The following is a 14,807-nucleotide window of genomic DNA, read 5'->3' as shown; positions in this document are numbered from 1 at the left end:
ACTGATCATGCTCTACACCCTGCTGCACTCTCCCTGGCAATGCGATTTCGACAGCCTGCTGTTGCTGTTGCAGGAGGGCGATGACCTGCTGCTGTTACAGGATGGCGTGACGGCCGCGCTGACAGGCAGCCAGAAGCTGGAGCAGCTACTGGCATCGCCCGCCACGCTGTGGGTATTAGAAGAAGACGTGATGGCGCGCGGACTGACTGCGCAAATTTCGACCAATGTCTTGCGTCTGAACTATACTGGTTTCGTTACGCTGACGACGAAGCACTCACAACAAGTGGCCTGGTGAAGGGTAAAACCTGGTTATTTCTTGACACCCTATTGGCACAGCCCTAAAATTCTGCCTCCTCGTAGTAATACGAGGCGATTTATTACGTGTTTACGAAGCAAAAGCTAAATCCAGGAGCTATTTAATGGCAACAGTTAACCAGCTGGTTCGCAAACCACGCGTTCGTCAGGTTGCTAAAAGCAACGTGCCGGCGCTGGAAGCTTGCCCGCAAAAACGTGGTGTTTGTACTCGTGTTTACACCACTACCCCGAAAAAACCAAACTCCGCACTGCGTAAAGTCTGCCGTGTGCGTTTGACTAACGGTTTTGAAGTCACCTCCTACATCGGCGGTGAAGGTCATAACCTGCAGGAGCACTCCGTGATCCTGATCCGTGGCGGTCGTGTAAAAGACCTGCCAGGTGTGCGTTACCACACCGTTCGTGGCGCGCTGGACTGCTCAGGTGTTAAAGACCGTAAGCAGGCTCGCTCCAAGTACGGCGTGAAGAAGCCAAAGGCTTAATGGTTCTCCGTTAAGTAAGGCCAAACGTTTTAACTTTAATGTCAAAATAAACTCGTAGAGTTTTGGACAATCCTGAATTAACAACGGAGTATTTCCATGCCACGTCGTCGCGTCATTGGTCAGCGTAAAATTCTGCCGGATCCTAAGTTCGGATCAGAGCTGCTGGCTAAATTTGTAAATATCCTGATGGTAGATGGTAAAAAATCCACTGCTGAATCAATCGTCTATACCGCACTTGATACCCTGGCTCAACGTGCTGGTAAAGATGGTCTGGAAGCTTTCGAAGTTGCACTCGAAAACGTACGTCCGACTGTCGAAGTTAAGTCACGTCGCGTTGGTGGTTCAACCTACCAGGTTCCAGTTGAAGTCCGTCCGGTTCGTCGTAATGCCCTGGCAATGCGCTGGATCGTAGAAGCTGCTCGTAAACGCGGTGATAAATCGATGGCTCTCCGCCTGGCGAACGAACTTTCTGACGCTGCAGAAAACAAAGGTACTGCAGTGAAGAAACGTGAAGACGTTCACCGTATGGCTGAAGCCAACAAGGCGTTCGCACACTACCGCTGGTAATCGCCACGTAGTTGTTGTTAAACCAGCGGGCGCTCATTCAGCCAACCCGCTGGGGTCGACTTACATTGAACGTCCGAGAATCAGAGGAATCAAATGGCTCGTACAACACCCATTGCGCGCTACCGTAACATTGGTATCAGCGCACACATTGACGCCGGTAAAACCACTACCACCGAGCGTATCCTGTTCTACACCGGTGTTAACCACAAAATCGGTGAAGTGCACGATGGCGCTGCAACCATGGACTGGATGGCTCAGGAGCAGGAACGTGGTATTACCATCACGTCTGCAGCGACCACTGCGTTCTGGTCAGGTATGGCGAAGCAGTTTGAGCCGCACCGCATTAACATCATCGACACCCCGGGACACGTTGACTTCACCATCGAAGTAGAACGTTCCATGCGTGTGCTCGACGGCGCAGTAATGGTTTACTGTGCAGTAGGTGGCGTGCAGCCACAGTCTGAAACCGTATGGCGCCAGGCAAACAAATATAAAGTTCCACGTATCGCGTTCGTTAACAAAATGGACCGTATGGGTGCGAACTTCCTGAAAGTTGTTGGTCAGATCGAATCACGTCTGGGCGCGACTCCGGTTCCACTGCAGCTGGCTATCGGCGCAGAAGAGAACTTCACCGGTGTTGTTGACCTGATCAAGATGAAAGAGATCAACTGGAACGACGCCGATCAGGGTACTACCTTCGTATACGAAGATATCCGTGCTGAGTTGCAGGAACTGGCTGAAGAGTGGCGCGGCAAGCTGATTGAAGCAGCGGCTGAAGCTTCTGAAGAGCTGATGGAGAAATTCTTTAGCGGTGAAGAACTGTCTGAAGAAGAGATCAAATCTGCTCTGCGTAAGCGCGTACTGAACAACGAGATCATCCTCGTGACCTGTGGTTCTGCATTTAAGAACAAAGGTGTTCAGGCGATGCTGGATGCGGTAGTTGAATATCTGCCAGCACCAACTGACGTTCCGGCGATCAACGGTATTCTGGACGACGGTAAAGATACTCCGGCTGAGCGTCACGCAACTGACGACGAGCCGTTCTCTGCACTGGCGTTCAAAATTGCCAACGACCCGTTCGTAGGTAACCTGACCTTCTTCCGCGTTTACTCGGGTGTGGTTAACTCGGGCGATACCGTACTGAACTCCGTGAAATCTGCACGTGAGCGTTTCGGTCGTATCGTTCAGATGCACGCTAACAAACGTGAAGAGATCAGCGAAGTTCGCGCAGGCGACATCGCTGCAGCAATCGGTCTGAAAGACGTGATCACCGGTGATACCCTGTGTGATCCTTCTAACCCGATCATTCTGGAGCGTATGGAATTCCCTGAGCCGGTAATTTCTATCGCCGTTGAGCCGAAAACCAAAGCTGACCAGGAAAAAATGGGTCTGGCTCTGGGTCGTCTGGCGAAAGAAGACCCGTCATTCCGCGTATGGACTGACGAAGAGTCTAACCAGACCATCATCGCTGGTATGGGTGAGCTGCACCTCGACATCATCGTTGACCGCATGAAGCGTGAATTCAACGTTGAAGCGAACGTCGGTAAACCTCAGGTTGCTTACCGCGAAGCGATTCGCTCTAAAGTTACCGATATCGAAGGTAAACACGCCAAGCAGTCTGGTGGTCGTGGTCAGTACGGTCATGTTGTTATCGACATGTACCCACTGGAGCCGGGTTCAAACCCGAAAGGCTACGAATTTGTCAACGATATCAAAGGTGGTGTGATTCCTGGTGAATACATCCCTGCGGTTGATAAAGGTATCCAGGAGCAGCTGAAGTCTGGTCCACTGGCCGGTTATCCGGTAGTTGATCTGGGCGTGCGCCTGCACTTCGGTTCTTACCATGACGTTGACTCCTCTGAGCTGGCGTTTAAACTGGCCGCTTCTATCGCCTTCAAAGATGGCTTTAAGAAAGCACAGCCGGTTCTGCTTGAACCAATCATGAAGGTTGAAGTAGAAACCCCAGAAGAGAACACCGGTGACGTTATCGGTGACCTGAGCCGCCGTCGTGGTATGCTGAAAGGTCAGGAATCTAACGCGACTGGCGTTCAGATTCACGCTGAAGTTCCGCTGTCTGAAATGTTCGGATACGCGACTCAGTTGCGTTCTCTGACTAAAGGCCGTGCTTCTTACTCCATGGAGTTCCTGAAGTACGATGATGCGCCGAACAACGTCGCTCAGGCCGTTATTGAAGCTCGTAGCAAATAAGGCTACGGTTTAAAAATTGTGAACTGATGCCTTCATCACTGATGAAGGCATAACGTAAGGATTATCGCCATGGCGAAAGAGCAATTTCAACGTAACAAACTGCACGTAAACGTGGGCACCATCGGTCACGTTGACCACGGTAAAACCACCCTGACTGCAGCGATCACCACCGTTCTGGCTAAAACCTACGGCGGCCAGGCTCGTGCATTCGATCAGATCGATAACGCGCCAGAAGAGAAGGCTCGTGGTATCACCATCAACACCTCTCACGTTGAATATGAAACCCCGACCCGTCACTACGCACACGTTGACTGCCCAGGCCACGCCGACTATGTGAAAAACATGATCACCGGTGCTGCGCAGATGGACGGCGCGATCCTGGTTGTTGCTGCGACTGATGGCCCAATGCCACAGACCCGTGAGCACATCCTGCTGGGCCGTCAGGTTGGCGTTCCTTACATCATCGTGTTCCTGAACAAGTGCGACATGGTTGATGACGAAGAGCTGCTGGAACTGGTTGAGATGGAAGTTCGCGATCTGCTGTCTCAGTACGACTTCCCAGGCGACGATACCCCAATCGTACGTGGTTCTGCGCTGAAAGCGCTGGAAGGCGACGCTGAGTGGGAAGCGAAAGTCGTTGAGCTGGCTGGTCACCTGGATACTTACATTCCAGATCCAGTACGTGCTATCGATCTGCCGTTCCTGCTGCCAATCGAAGACGTATTCTCAATCTCTGGCCGTGGTACCGTTGTTACCGGTCGTGTTGAGCGCGGCATCGTTAAAGTGGGCGACGAAGTAGAAATCGTTGGTATCAAAGCGACTGCTAAATCTACCTGTACCGGTGTTGAAATGTTCCGCAAACTGCTGGACCAGGGTCAGGCAGGCGAGAACTGTGGTGTTCTGCTGCGCGGTATCAAGCGTGAAGAGATCCAGCGTGGTCAGGTTCTGGCTAAGCCAGGCACCATCAAGCCACACACCAAGTTCGTATCAGAAGTGTACGTACTGTCTAAAGACGAAGGCGGCCGTCATACTCCGTTCTTCAAAGGCTACCGTCCACAGTTCTACTTCCGTACTACTGATGTGACCGGCAACATCGAACTGCCAGAAGGCGTTGAGATGGTAATGCCAGGCGACAACATCAAAATGACCGTTGAGCTGATCCACCCAATCGCGATGGACCAGGGTCTGCGTTTCGCAATCCGTGAAGGCGGTCGTACCGTTGGCGCGGGCGTTGTTGCTGAAGTTCTCGCTTAATTGCGTTAATAACGGTGGTAACTCCGGTTGCCACCGCAGCATCAAAAAGAGCACTTCGGTGCTCTTTTTTTTGCTCTGCATTGACCGGCGCCACGAATCCCACACAAAAGCTACGTTGAAATAAAAACCATTCTCATTTACACTTTGATCATAAATTGTACTGGAGTGGGCTGTAAATGTACGTCTGTCTGTGTAATGCCGTAAGCGATCGAACTCTGCGTGAAGTGGTCCGCCGTTATCAACCCAAATCGATTCAGCAACTGCGCCAGCTGGTGCCTGTTGGCAAGCAGTGCGGCAAGTGTATTCGCGCTGCGCGCGAGATTATGGATGATGAAATGCAAAATGTGCCGCTATACAAAGAGATAGCGTAACAGCACATGCGCCTCGCTTAAATAACCCCAAAAACTGTCGAGTTTTTTTGACTTCTTTTTATCCGCATCTACGCTCTATTTAACGGCAAGCGGAGGAAGCGAAATGAAGGGCGACGGCAAAATCATTACTCATCTCAATAAATTGCTGGGAAATGAGCTGGTTGCAATCAACCAGTACTTTCTACATGCGCGCATGTTCAAAAACTGGGGCTTAATCCGCCTCAACGATGTCGAATACCATGAATCCATTGATGAAATGAAACATGCGGACAAATACATTGAACGCATTTTGTTTCTCGAAGGTATTCCTAATCTGCAGGATCTCGGCCGGCTGCGCATCGGTGAAGACGTGCCGGAAATGCTGCAGTCGGACCTGACGCTCGAACTGGAAGGGGCGAAGGACTTGCGCGAGGCGATTGCGTACGCCGATAAAGTTCATGATTACGTCAGTCGTGACATGATGATCGAGATTCTGGCCGATGAAGAGCACCATATCGACTGGCTGGAAACGGAGCTCGACCTGATTCAGAAAATTGGTCTGCAAAACTATCTGCAGGCCCAGCTGAAAGAAGAGGGCGATAAGTAGCGTTTGCCATGCCGTTCCACTGACGGATACCAGCCCGCCCGGTGCGGGCTTTTTTGTTCGCGCACGCTTTTGCGGTTAAAAACGCAGCATGGGTTGCTTCCTGAACAGATTTACGTATAATGCGCGGGCCTGCCGATATTGGTGTGGCGCGATTCGAGCAGAATCGCAGGCGATAGCGATTAGTGTATCGCCTGACAATACTCCCGATTGGGGAGTTATATGCTGAACGATTACACTCCCCCATCAATCGTAATGGGTGTGGGTAGTAATTTTTTTCGTTTATAAAATGTTTGGAGCCTTGGTCTCATGTCGAACCAAAGAATCCGTATCCGTCTTAAAGCGTTTGATCATCGCCTGATCGATCAATCAACCGCGGAAATCGTCGAGACTGCCAAGCGCACTGGTGCGCAGGTACGTGGTCCGATCCCGCTGCCGACTCGCAAAGAGCGCTTCACCGTTCTGATCTCTCCGCACGTTAACAAAGATGCGCGTGATCAGTACGAAATCCGCACTCACAAGCGTCTGGTAGACATCGTTGAGCCAACTGAAAAAACCGTTGATGCTCTGATGCGTCTGGATCTGGCTGCCGGTGTTGACGTGCAGATCAGCCTGGGTTAATCAGGTCATCGAGCGATTGAGAGGTTGATACAATGATTGGTTTAGTCGGTAAAAAAGTGGGCATGACGCGCATCTTCACTGAAGAAGGCGTTTCAATCCCAGTAACCGTAATCGAAGTTGAAGCAAACCGCGTTACCCAGGTCAAAGGTCTGGAAAACGATGGTTACCAGGCGATCCAGGTTACCACCGGTGCTAAAAAAGCAAACCGTGTTGGTAAGCCGGAAGCAGGTCATTTTGCTAAAGCTGGCGTTGAAGCTGGCCGTGGTCTGTGGGAATTCCGCACCGAAGGTGAAGAATACTCTGTTGGCCAGAGCATCAGTGTTGAAATTTTCGCTGACGTTAAAAAAGTAGACGTTACCGGTACCTCTAAAGGTAAAGGTTTCGCAGGTACCGTTAAGCGCTGGAACTTCCGTACCCAGGACGCTACACACGGTAACTCCTTGTCACACCGCGTTCCGGGTTCTATCGGTCAGAACCAGACTCCGGGCAAAGTGTTCAAAGGCAAGAAAATGGCTGGTCAGCTGGGTAATGAGCGCGTAACCGTTCAGAGCCTGGAAGTAGTACGTGTTGACGCTGAGCGCAACCTGCTGCTGGTCAAAGGTGCTGTCCCGGGTGCAACCGGCAGCGACCTGATTGTTAAACCAGCTGTGAAGGCGTAAGGGGATAGCAATGGAATTAGTACTGAAAGACGCGCAGAGCGCGCTGACTGTTTCCGAAACTACCTTCGGTCGTGATTTCAACGAAGCGCTGGTTCACCAGGTTGTTGTTGCTTACGCTGCAGGTGCTCGTCAGGGTACTCGCGCGCAGAAAACTCGTGCTGAAGTAACTGGTTCAGGCAAAAAGCCATGGCGTCAGAAAGGCACCGGCCGTGCGCGTTCAGGTTCTATCAAGAGCCCGATCTGGCGTTCAGGTGGCGTGACCTTCGCTGCGCGTCCACAGGACCACAGTCAAAAAGTTAACAAAAAGATGTACCGCGGCGCGCTGAAAAGCATCCTGTCCGAGCTGGTACGTCAGGACCGTCTGATCGTTGTCGAGTCGTTCTCTGTAGAAGCGCCTAAAACTAAGCTGCTGGTACAGAAACTGAAAGACATGGCGCTGGAAGACGTGCTGATCATCACCGGTGAACTGGATGAGAATCTGTTCCTGGCTGCGCGTAACCTGTACAAGGTTGACGTGCGTGATGCAGCGGGTATCGACCCAGTTAGCCTGATCGCCTTCGACAAAGTCGTTATGACTGCAGAAGCAGTTAAGCAAGTTGAGGAGATGCTGGCATGATCCGTGAAGAACGTCTGCTGAAAGTACTGCGCGCGCCGCACGTATCTGAAAAAGCATCAACCGCGATGGAAAAAACCAATACCATCGTTCTCAAAGTTGCCAAAGACGCGACCAAAGCAGAGATCGTTGCTGCTGTTGAGAAACTGTTCGAAGTAGAAGTGAAAGACGTAAACACCCTGGTTGTTAAGGGTAAAGTTAAGCGTCACGGACAGCGTATCGGTCGTCGTAGCGACTGGAAAAAAGCTTACGTCACCCTGAAAGAAGGCCAGAACCTGGACTTCGTCGGCGGCGCTGAGTAAGTCGGAGGAGAAAGACAATGGCAGTTGTTAAATGTAAACCGACATCTCCGGGTCGTCGTCACGTAGTTAAAGTGGTGAACCCTGAGCTGCACAAAGGCAAGCCTTTTGCCGCGCTGGTTGAAAAAAACAGCAAATCCGGTGGTCGTAACAACAATGGTCGTATCACTACCCGTCATATCGGTGGTGGTCACAAGCAGGCTTACCGTATTGTTGACTTCAAACGCAACAAAGATGGTATCCCGGCAGTTGTTGAGCGTCTTGAGTACGATCCGAACCGTTCTGCGAACATCGCACTGGTTCTGTACAAAGATGGCGAGCGCCGTTACATCCTGGCCCCTAAAGGCCTGAAAGCTGGCGACCAGATTCAGTCTGGCGTTGATGCTGCGATCAAAGCAGGTAACACCCTGCCGATGCGTAACATCCCGGTTGGTTCAACCGTGCACAACGTAGAAATGAAACCAGGTAAAGGCGGTCAGATTGCCCGTTCTGCTGGTGCTTACGTGCAGATCGTTGCGCGTGAAGGTTCCTACGTTACCCTGCGTCTGCGTTCAGGCGAAATGCGTAAAGTCGAAGCTGACTGCCGCGCAACCCTGGGCGAAGTCGGTAACGCTGAGCACATGCTGCGCGTTCTGGGTAAAGCCGGTGCAACCCGTTGGCGTGGTGTTCGTCCTACCGTTCGCGGTACTGCGATGAACCCAGTCGATCACCCGCACGGTGGTGGTGAAGGTCGTAACTTTGGTAAGCACCCGGTAACTCCGTGGGGCGTTCAGACCAAAGGTAAGAAGACCCGTAGCAACAAGCGTACTGATAAATTTATCGTACGTCGCCGTAGCAAATAATTTTAGAGGATAAGCCATGCCACGTTCTCTCAAGAAAGGTCCTTTTATTGACCTGCACTTGCTGAAGAAGGTAGAGAAAGCGGTGGAAAGCGGTGACAAGAAGCCCCTGCGCACTTGGTCCCGTCGTTCAACGATCTTCCCTAACATGATCGGTTTGACCATCGCTGTCCATAATGGTCGTCAGCACGTTCCTGTCTTTGTTTCCGACGAAATGGTCGGCCACAAGCTGGGTGAATTTGCACCGACACGTACTTATCGCGGCCACGCTGCTGATAAGAAAGCCAAGAAGAAATAAGTAGGAGGAAGAGATGGAAACTATTGCTCAACATCGCCATGCTCGTTCTTCTGCTCAGAAGGTTCGCCTTGTTGCTGACCTGATTCGCGGTAAGAAAGTGTCGCAGGCTCTGGATATTCTGACTTACACCAACAAGAAAGCGGCTGTACTGGTTAAGAAAGTCCTGGAATCTGCCATTGCTAACGCCGAACACAACGATGGCGCTGATATCGACGATCTGAAAGTTGCGAAAATTTTCGTAGATGAAGGCCCTAGCATGAAGCGCATTATGCCGCGTGCTAAAGGTCGTGCAGATCGCATCCTGAAGCGCACCAGCCACATTACTGTGGTTGTGTCCGATCGCTGAGACTCTGGAGACTAGCAATGGGTCAGAAAGTACATCCTAATGGTATTCGCCTGGGTATTGTAAAACCATGGAACTCTACCTGGTTTGCGAACACCAAAGAATTCGCTGACAACCTGGACAGCGACTTTAAAGTACGTCAGTTCCTGAACAAAGAACTGGCAAAAGCGTCTGTATCTCGCATCGTTATCGAGCGTCCGGCTAAGAGCATCCGTGTGACCATTCACACCGCTCGCCCGGGTATCGTTATCGGTAAAAAAGGTGAAGACGTAGAAAAACTGCGCACGGTCGTAGCGAACATCGCTGGCGTTCCTGCACAGATCAATATCGCCGAAGTCCGTAAACCGGAACTGGACGCAAAACTGGTTGCTGACAGCATCACTTCACAGCTGGAGCGTCGTGTGATGTTCCGTCGTGCGATGAAGCGTGCTGTACAGAACGCAATGCGTCTGGGCGCTAAAGGTATCAAAGTTGAAGTTAGCGGCCGTCTGGGCGGTGCTGAGATCGCACGTACCGAATGGTACCGTGAAGGTCGTGTACCGCTGCACACGCTGCGTGCTGACATTGACTACAACACCTCTGAAGCGCACACCACTTATGGTGTAATCGGCGTTAAGGTATGGATCTTCAAAGGTGAGATCCTGGGTGGTATGGCTGCTGTTGAACAACCGGAACCGGCTGCTCAACCTAAAAAGCAGCAGCGTAAAGGCCGTAAGTAAGGAGAGTCGCTGATGTTACAACCAAAGCGTACGAAATTCCGTAAAGTGCACAAAGGCCGTAACCGCGGTCTGGCGCAGGGTACGGATGTTAGCTTCGGTACTTTCGGTCTGAAAGCTGTTGGCCGTGGTCGTCTGACTGCTCGTCAGATCGAAGCAGCACGTCGTGCTATGACCCGTGCAGTTAAGCGTCAAGGTAAGATTTGGATCCGTGTATTCCCGGACAAACCAATCACCGAGAAGCCGCTGGAAGTGCGTATGGGTAAAGGTAAGGGTAACGTGGAGTATTGGGTTGCCCTGATCCAGCCTGGTAAAGTCCTGTATGAAATGGACGGTGTACCGGAAGAGCTGGCCCGTGAAGCATTCAAGCTGGCAGCAGCAAAACTGCCTATCAAAACCACCTTTGTAACTAAGACGGTGATGTAATGAAAGCAACTGAGCTGCGTGAAAAAAGCGTTGAAGAGCTGAACACTGAGCTGCTTAACCTCCTGCGCGAGCAGTTTAACCTGCGCATGCAGGCAGCATCTGGCCAGCTGCAGCAGACCCATCTGCTGAAGCAAGTTCGCCGTGATGTTGCACGCGTTAAGACTTTACTGACTGAGAAGGCGGCGTAATGACCGATAAAATCCGTACTCTGCAGGGTCGTGTTGTTAGTGACAAAATGCAGAAATCTGCTGTTGTTGCTATCGAGCGTTTCGTGAAGCACCCGATCTACGGTAAATTCATTAAGCGTACGACTAAGCTGCACATCCATGACGAGAACAACGAGTGTGGTATTGGTGACGTGGTTGAAATCCGCGAAACCCGTCCACTGTCCAAGACTAAGTCCTGGACTCTGGTTCGCGTTGTAGAGAAAGCGATTCTGTAATAGAATCCGCTTCCTCTAAAAACAAAATGAACGGCTCTATGGAGCCGTTCATTTTTTCTACCCATCTGCGAGAACCGGTGTTATAATGCCGCGCCCTCAATTATGGGGCTTTTTAACGACCTGAGGTTTGGGTCCCGAAGTAGTAGTTGACATTAGCGGAGCACTAAAATGATCCAAGAACAGACTATGCTGAACGTCGCCGACAACTCCGGTGCACGTCGCGTAATGTGTATCAAGGTTCTGGGTGGCTCGCACCGTCGCTACGCAGGCGTCGGCGATATCATCAAAGTGACCATCAAGGAAGCAATTCCGCGTGGCAAGGTGAAAAAAGGTGATGTCCTGAAAGCGGTAGTGGTGCGCACCAGGAAGGGTGTTCGTCGCCCGGACGGTTCTGTCATTCGCTTCGATGGTAATGCATGCGTTATTCTGAACAATAACAGCGAGCAGCCTATCGGAACGCGTATTTTTGGGCCGGTAACTCGTGAACTTCGTACTGAAAAGTTCATGAAAATTATCTCTCTGGCACCAGAAGTACTCTAAGGAGCGAACAATGGCAGCGAAAATCCGTCGTAACGACGAAGTTATCGTGCTTACCGGTAAAGACAAAGGTAAACGCGGTAAAGTAAAGAATGTCCTGACTTCTGGTAAGGTCATCGTTGAAGGTATCAACCTGGTTAAGAAACACCAGAAGCCGGTTCCGGCTCTGAACCAACCAGGCGGCATCGTTGAAAAAGAAGCTGCTATTCAGGTTTCTAACGTTGCAATCTTCAATGCGGCAACCGGCAAGGCTGACCGTGTAGGCTTTAGATTCGAAGACGGTAAAAAAGTCCGTTTCTTCAAGTCTAACAGCGAAACTATCAAGTAATTTGGAGTAGTACGATGGCGAAACTGCATGATTACTACAAAGACGAAGTAGTCCAGAAACTCATGACAGAGTTTGGCTACAATTCTGTCATGCAAGTCCCTCGGGTCGAGAAGATCACCCTGAACATGGGTGTTGGTGAAGCGATCGCTGACAAGAAACTGCTGGATAACGCAGCAGCTGACCTGGCAGCAATCTCCGGTCAAAAACCGCTGATCACCAAAGCACGCAAATCAGTTGCAGGCTTCAAAATCCGTCAGGGCTATCCGATCGGCTGTAAAGTAACTCTGCGTGGCGAGCGCATGTGGGAGTTCTTTGAGCGTCTGATCACTATTGCTGTACCGCGTATCCGTGACTTCCGTGGTCTGTCCGCGAAGTCTTTCGACGGTCGTGGTAACTACAGCATGGGCGTTCGTGAGCAGATCATCTTCCCAGAAATCGACTACGACAAAGTCGATCGCGTTCGTGGTTTGGATATCACCATTACCACTACTGCGAAATCTGATGATGAAGGCCGTGCTCTGCTGGCTGCCTTTGACTTCCCGTTCCGCAAGTAAGGTAGGGTTACTTAATGGCTAAGCAATCTATGAAAGCACGCGAAGTTAAGCGTGTGAAATTAGCAGACAAGTTCTTCGCAAAACGCGCTGAACTGAAAGCGATCATTTCTGATGTGAACGCATCCGACGAAGACCGTTGGAACGCCGTTCTCAAGCTGCAGAGTCTGCCGCGTGATTCCAGCCCTTCACGTCAGCGTAACCGCTGCCGTCAGACAGGTCGTCCGCACGGTTTCCTGCGGAAGTTTGGGTTGAGCCGTATCAAGGTCCGTGAAGCCGCAATGCGCGGTGAAATCCCGGGTCTGAAAAAGGCTAGCTGGTAATTGTCACCATTTGAATCACGGGAGTAACACAGATGAGCATGCAAGATCCGATCGCGGATATGCTGACCCGTATCCGTAACGGTCAGGCCGCGAACAAAGTTGCGGTCTCTATGCCTTCCTCCAAGCTGAAAGTGGCAATTGCCAACGTGCTGAAGGAAGAAGGCTATATTCAAGATTTTAAAATCGAAGGCGACATCAAGCCGGAACTGGAACTGACTCTTAAGTACTTCCAGGGTAAAGCTGTTGTAGAAAGCATTCAGCGTGTTAGCCGTCCAGGTCTGCGCATCTATAAGAAAAAAGATGAGCTGCCAAAAGTTATGGCCGGTCTGGGCATTGCTGTAATTTCTACCTCTAAAGGTGTCATGACTGATCGTGCAGCGCGCCAGGCTGGTCTTGGTGGCGAAATTATCTGCTACGTAGCGTAATCGGAGGATAAAATGTCTCGTGTTGCAAAAGCACCTGTCGTTGTTCCTGCCGGCGTAGAGGTAAAACTCAACGGTCAGGAAATTTCGATCAAAGGCAAAAACGGCGAGCTGACTCGTACTATCAACAGTGCTGTAGAAGTTAAGCATGCAGACAACGCCCTGACTTTCGCTCCGCGCGAAGGTTATGCGGATGGTTGGGCACAGGCAGGTACTGCCCGTGCGCTGCTGAACGGCATGGTTATCGGTGTTACCGAAGGCTTCACCAAGAAGCTGCAACTGGTTGGTGTTGGTTATCGTGCAGCTGTTAAAGGCAACTCTGTGAGTCTGGCCCTGGGCTTCTCTCACCCGGTTGACCATGCACTGCCGGCCGGCATCACTGCTGAATGCCCAACTCAGACTGAGATCGTGCTGAAAGGCGCTGATAAACAGCTGATTGGTCAGGTTGCAGCTGATCTGCGCGCCTACCGTCGTCCTGAGCCTTACAAAGGCAAGGGTGTTCGTTACGCCGACGAAGTCGTGCGTACCAAAGAGGCTAAGAAGAAGTAAGGTAACACTATGGATAAGAAATCTGCTCGTATCCGTCGTGCGACCCGTGCACGTCGCAAGCTCAAAGAGCTGGGTGCTACTCGCCTGGTGGTACATCGTACCCCGCGTCACATTTACGCACAGGTAATCGCCCCGAACGGTTCCGAAGTTCTGGTTGCTGCTTCTACTGTAGAAAAAGCTATCGCTGAACAACTGAAGTATACCGGTAACAAAGACGCCGCTGCAGCTGTAGGTAAAGCTCTGGCTGAGCGCGCTATCGAAAAAGGCATCAAAGATGTTTCTTTCGACCGTTCCGGTTTCCAATATCATGGTCGCGTCCAGGCACTTGCAGATGCTGCTCGTGAAGCTGGCCTTCAGTTCTAAGGTAGAGGTCTAAGATGGCACACATCGAGAAACAAGCTGGCGACCTGCAGGAAAAACTGATCGCGGTAAACCGTGTCTCTAAAACTGTGAAAGGTGGTCGTATTTTCTCCTTCACCGCTCTGACTGTAGTGGGTGATGGTAACGGCCGCGTTGGTTTTGGTTACGGTAAAGCGCGTGAAGTTCCAGCAGCGATCCAGAAAGCGATGGAAAAAGCTCGTCGCAATATGGTTAATGTCGCGCTGACTCACGGCACCCTGCAGCACCCGGTTAAAGGTGCGCACACGGGTTCTCGTGTGTTCATGCAGCCGGCTTCTGAAGGTACCGGTATCATCGCCGGCGGTGCAATGCGCGCCGTTCTGGAAGTCGCTGGAGTTCATAACGTTCTGGCTAAAGCCTATGGTTCCACCAACCCGATCAACGTGGTTCGTGCAACTATCGACGGCCTGGGCAATATGAAGTCTCCGGATATGGTTGCTGCCAAGCGTGGTAAATCCGTTGAAGAAATTCTGGGGTAATCACGATGGCTAAGACAATCAAAATTACACAAACCCGTAGCTCAATCGGCCGCCTGCCTAAGCACAAAGCCACTCTGGTTGGTCTGGGTCTGCGTCGTATTGGTCACACCGTTGAGCGTGAAGACACGCCAGCTGTACGCGGTATGATCAACGCGATTTCTTACATGCTGAAAGTGGAGGAGTAAG

Annotated in this window: 27 protein-coding genes; all 27 read left to right on the top strand. The window is 51.3% G+C overall.

Translation table 11 applies throughout. The annotated features are described in order from the left end of the window. Positions 1-7: 7 nt before the first annotated feature. The 27 genes from tusB (at position 8) to rpmD (ending at position 14,806) form a co-directional block, all read left to right on the top strand. Positions 8-295, top strand: a complete 288-nt coding sequence (gene tusB, locus MXF20_RS18290) for a sulfurtransferase complex subunit TusB (RefSeq protein WP_325970635.1) — start codon at positions 8-10, stop codon at positions 293-295. A gap of 124 nt (positions 296-419) precedes the next feature. Beyond that, positions 420-794 (top strand): 30S ribosomal protein S12, encoded by a 375-nt coding sequence (rpsL, locus tag MXF20_RS18285; RefSeq protein WP_010616440.1) that lies wholly within the window; start codon positions 420-422, stop codon positions 792-794. 96 nt (positions 795-890) lie between these two features. Beyond that, positions 891-1,361: a 30S ribosomal protein S7 gene (gene rpsG / locus MXF20_RS18280; protein ID WP_007886246.1), complete on the top strand. Its 471-nt coding sequence runs from the start codon at positions 891-893 to the stop codon at positions 1,359-1,361. 93 nt (positions 1,362-1,454) lie between these two features. Continuing rightward, a complete protein-coding gene (fusA, locus tag MXF20_RS18275; RefSeq protein WP_021507461.1) occupies positions 1,455-3,569 on the top strand; it encodes an elongation factor G in 2,115 nt (704 codons plus the stop codon). A 69-nt stretch (positions 3,570-3,638) separates the two neighbouring features. Then, the gene (gene tuf / locus MXF20_RS18270; protein ID WP_058770981.1) at positions 3,639-4,823 is read left to right on the top strand and encodes an elongation factor Tu; all 1,185 of its coding nucleotides are present in this window, start codon (positions 3,639-3,641) and stop codon (positions 4,821-4,823) included. Between the two features lie 176 nt (positions 4,824-4,999). After that, positions 5,000-5,194: a bacterioferritin-associated ferredoxin gene (bfd, locus tag MXF20_RS18265; protein WP_325970634.1), complete on the top strand. Its 195-nt coding sequence runs from the start codon at positions 5,000-5,002 to the stop codon at positions 5,192-5,194. 103 nt (positions 5,195-5,297) lie between these two features. Next, positions 5,298-5,780 carry a bacterioferritin gene (gene bfr / locus MXF20_RS18260; RefSeq protein WP_325970633.1) on the top strand — a complete coding sequence of 161 codons (483 nt, stop codon included), beginning with the start codon at positions 5,298-5,300 and terminating at the stop codon, positions 5,778-5,780. Between the two features lie 306 nt (positions 5,781-6,086). After that, entirely contained in the window at positions 6,087-6,398 is a 312-nt protein-coding gene (rpsJ, locus tag MXF20_RS18255; protein WP_006120582.1) for a 30S ribosomal protein S10, read from the top strand. A gap of 32 nt (positions 6,399-6,430) precedes the next feature. Then, positions 6,431-7,057 (top strand): 50S ribosomal protein L3, encoded by a 627-nt coding sequence (rplC, locus tag MXF20_RS18250; protein ID WP_021508214.1) that lies wholly within the window; start codon positions 6,431-6,433, stop codon positions 7,055-7,057. Positions 7,058-7,067: 10 nt separating this feature from the next. Further along, positions 7,068-7,673, top strand: a complete 606-nt coding sequence (rplD, locus tag MXF20_RS18245; RefSeq protein ID WP_021508215.1) for a 50S ribosomal protein L4 — start codon at positions 7,068-7,070, stop codon at positions 7,671-7,673. After that, positions 7,670-7,972: a 50S ribosomal protein L23 gene (gene rplW / locus MXF20_RS18240; RefSeq protein WP_010618574.1), complete on the top strand. Its 303-nt coding sequence runs from the start codon at positions 7,670-7,672 to the stop codon at positions 7,970-7,972. Before rplD ends, rplW begins: the two co-directional genes overlap by 4 nt. Before the next feature lie 17 nt (positions 7,973-7,989). Beyond that, positions 7,990-8,811, top strand: coding sequence for a 50S ribosomal protein L2 (gene rplB / locus MXF20_RS18235; RefSeq protein ID WP_010618573.1), 822 nt, complete (start codon positions 7,990-7,992; stop codon positions 8,809-8,811). Positions 8,812-8,827: 16 nt separating this feature from the next. Beyond that, complete coding sequence (gene rpsS, locus MXF20_RS18230) at positions 8,828-9,106, top strand: 30S ribosomal protein S19 (RefSeq protein WP_001138115.1); 279 nt, start codon at positions 8,828-8,830, stop codon at positions 9,104-9,106. A 13-nt stretch (positions 9,107-9,119) separates the two neighbouring features. Next, positions 9,120-9,452: a 50S ribosomal protein L22 gene (rplV, locus tag MXF20_RS18225; protein WP_007891659.1), complete on the top strand. Its 333-nt coding sequence runs from the start codon at positions 9,120-9,122 to the stop codon at positions 9,450-9,452. Positions 9,453-9,469: 17 nt separating this feature from the next. Then, entirely contained in the window at positions 9,470-10,168 is a 699-nt protein-coding gene (gene rpsC, locus MXF20_RS18220) for a 30S ribosomal protein S3 (protein WP_021508216.1), read from the top strand. A gap of 12 nt (positions 10,169-10,180) precedes the next feature. Next, positions 10,181-10,591 carry a 50S ribosomal protein L16 gene (gene rplP, locus MXF20_RS18215; protein ID WP_002438716.1) on the top strand — a complete coding sequence of 137 codons (411 nt, stop codon included), beginning with the start codon at positions 10,181-10,183 and terminating at the stop codon, positions 10,589-10,591. After that, positions 10,591-10,779: a 50S ribosomal protein L29 gene (rpmC, locus tag MXF20_RS18210; protein WP_021508217.1), complete on the top strand. Its 189-nt coding sequence runs from the start codon at positions 10,591-10,593 to the stop codon at positions 10,777-10,779. The genes rplP and rpmC overlap by 1 nt, the downstream gene beginning before the upstream one ends. After that, positions 10,779-11,033, top strand: a complete 255-nt coding sequence (rpsQ, locus tag MXF20_RS18205) for a 30S ribosomal protein S17 (RefSeq protein WP_010618568.1) — start codon at positions 10,779-10,781, stop codon at positions 11,031-11,033. The genes rpmC and rpsQ overlap by 1 nt, the downstream gene beginning before the upstream one ends. A gap of 168 nt (positions 11,034-11,201) precedes the next feature. Further along, the gene (rplN, locus tag MXF20_RS18200; RefSeq protein WP_006120590.1) at positions 11,202-11,573 is read left to right on the top strand and encodes a 50S ribosomal protein L14; all 372 of its coding nucleotides are present in this window, start codon (positions 11,202-11,204) and stop codon (positions 11,571-11,573) included. 10 nt (positions 11,574-11,583) lie between these two features. Further along, positions 11,584-11,898 carry a 50S ribosomal protein L24 gene (gene rplX / locus MXF20_RS18195; RefSeq protein WP_021508218.1) on the top strand — a complete coding sequence of 105 codons (315 nt, stop codon included), beginning with the start codon at positions 11,584-11,586 and terminating at the stop codon, positions 11,896-11,898. Between the two features lie 14 nt (positions 11,899-11,912). Continuing rightward, positions 11,913-12,452: a 50S ribosomal protein L5 gene (rplE, locus tag MXF20_RS18190; protein ID WP_013510763.1), complete on the top strand. Its 540-nt coding sequence runs from the start codon at positions 11,913-11,915 to the stop codon at positions 12,450-12,452. Positions 12,453-12,466: 14 nt separating this feature from the next. Next, positions 12,467-12,772: a 30S ribosomal protein S14 gene (gene rpsN, locus MXF20_RS18185; RefSeq protein WP_010618564.1), complete on the top strand. Its 306-nt coding sequence runs from the start codon at positions 12,467-12,469 to the stop codon at positions 12,770-12,772. Between the two features lie 32 nt (positions 12,773-12,804). Further along, positions 12,805-13,197, top strand: a complete 393-nt coding sequence (rpsH, locus tag MXF20_RS18180; RefSeq protein WP_021508220.1) for a 30S ribosomal protein S8 — start codon at positions 12,805-12,807, stop codon at positions 13,195-13,197. A 12-nt stretch (positions 13,198-13,209) separates the two neighbouring features. Further along, entirely contained in the window at positions 13,210-13,743 is a 534-nt protein-coding gene (rplF, locus tag MXF20_RS18175) for a 50S ribosomal protein L6 (RefSeq protein ID WP_128602637.1), read from the top strand. 9 nt (positions 13,744-13,752) lie between these two features. After that, positions 13,753-14,106: a 50S ribosomal protein L18 gene (rplR, locus tag MXF20_RS18170; protein ID WP_013510760.1), complete on the top strand. Its 354-nt coding sequence runs from the start codon at positions 13,753-13,755 to the stop codon at positions 14,104-14,106. Positions 14,107-14,120: 14 nt separating this feature from the next. Next, the gene (rpsE, locus tag MXF20_RS18165; RefSeq protein ID WP_010618560.1) at positions 14,121-14,621 is read left to right on the top strand and encodes a 30S ribosomal protein S5; all 501 of its coding nucleotides are present in this window, start codon (positions 14,121-14,123) and stop codon (positions 14,619-14,621) included. Positions 14,622-14,626: 5 nt separating this feature from the next. Continuing rightward, positions 14,627-14,806, top strand: coding sequence for a 50S ribosomal protein L30 (gene rpmD / locus MXF20_RS18160; protein ID WP_013510758.1), 180 nt, complete (start codon positions 14,627-14,629; stop codon positions 14,804-14,806). The last annotated feature ends 1 nt before the right edge of the window (position 14,807 follow it).

The sequence above is a fragment of the Pantoea dispersa genome (genome assembly GCF_035783935.1).
In the GTDB taxonomy this organism is placed as follows: domain Bacteria; phylum Pseudomonadota; class Gammaproteobacteria; order Enterobacterales; family Enterobacteriaceae; genus Pantoea; species Pantoea dispersa_C.
Note: the sequence above shows the minus strand (reverse complement) of the source record. Positions and strands in the feature narration are given on the sequence as shown.